Consider the following 1,192-nt stretch of genomic DNA (forward strand, 5'->3'; position numbering starts at 1 on the left):
CTGTTCGGCACCCAGGCGGGCACCCGGCCGCCGCGGTTCGTGCTGTTCGCCTCGGGCTTCCTGGAGGCGGGCTACCGGCGCTTCATCGAGCGCCGGCTGCGCGAGGAGTTCGGCTTCGTCGGGACGCCGATCTCGATCTCGGTGCGGGTGCGGGAGAAGCGCAGCCGGAAGAAGTGACGGATGACGCTCCGGTGGAGCCGCTGATGCGGTGAGCCGGGCGGAAGCCGTGGGGAAGGGCCCTGTCGGCCGGTCTTCGGACCGGGTGGCGGGGCCCTTCGTCGTGTCCGGCCGGGTTCGGGGTGCGGGGTGCGGTGGGTCAGTGGTGGTCGCCGCCGCGGCCCGGGGGGAGGGAGAGCAGGCTGCGGTGGCGGCCGCCGCTGGTCGCGCCGGGGCCGCCGCCGGGGCCGTAGGCGGTGCCCACGGTCGGCACGGGGGCCGGGACCGGGACCGTCACCGGGGCCGGCGCGGGCAGGTGCGTCGCCATCGGGTGCGGGACGGAGCCGAGGTAGCCGGCCGCCACCCAGCCCTGGCCGGTGCCGAACTGGGCCGGGGCCGGTGCATGGGGGTGGGCCGGGGCGGCGACGGGGTGGAAGCCGGTCGCGTACGGGCTCGGCGCGTGGCCGGGGTGGCCTCCTTGGGTGTGGCCCTGGTCGTGTGCGTGGATCTGGGCCGGGAGGGCGGGGAGTCCGCTGTGGCCGTGCTGGCTGTGCGGGCCCTGGTGGCCGGTGTGGCTTGTGTGGCCGTGCTGCTCGGCCGGGCCGGTGTGGTCGGGGTTGCCCGGCTGGCTCGGCATGAACTGGGGGAGGCCGATCGCCTGGCCCGCGTACGTCTGGAACGCCTGGTGCTGCGGGGGGTAGCCGCGGTGGTCCGTCCGGTGGTCGGTGCGGTGGTCGGCGCGCCCCGGGCCGGTGTCGCGGACGGCGAAGCCCGCGAAGGTGAGGTCCTCCTCGCCGGAGCGGTCGCCGGGCAGGGCGCGGAAGAGGCGCCGGTACTCGGAGTACAGCTCGTCGTAGATCGGCGTCGCCGAGTGCGGGTGCTCGGCGTCGTACGACGGGCGCATGCCCGGGATCGCGCGGGAGGCGGCGGACCGCCGGGGGGCTGCGGGGACGTCGTAGCTGTACACGCAGGGCCCAACGAGTGAGGACGCCGGGGGATGCGGGGTGCGGCGGCCGCCTGCCGGGGTGCTGGGCGG

1 protein-coding gene and 1 pseudogene are annotated in these 1,192 nt (G+C 76.9%); one reads left to right on the forward strand and one right to left on the reverse strand.

The window, feature by feature from the left end:
* Window positions 1-177: pseudogene (locus VR45_RS44175) on the forward strand (ribosome biogenesis GTPase Der); the annotation flags it as partial.
* Window positions 178-316: 139 nt separating this feature from the next.
* Here VR45_RS44175 and VR45_RS50570 read toward each other — a convergent pair.
* The coding region (locus tag VR45_RS50570; protein WP_353612696.1) for a hypothetical protein at window positions 317-1,192 on the reverse strand (876 nt) is incomplete at its 5' end.

Origin of the sequence: Streptomyces sp. NRRL S-495 (assembly GCF_000966955.1) — a bacterium.
In the GTDB taxonomy this organism is placed as follows: domain Bacteria; phylum Actinomycetota; class Actinomycetes; order Streptomycetales; family Streptomycetaceae; genus Kitasatospora; species Kitasatospora purpeofusca.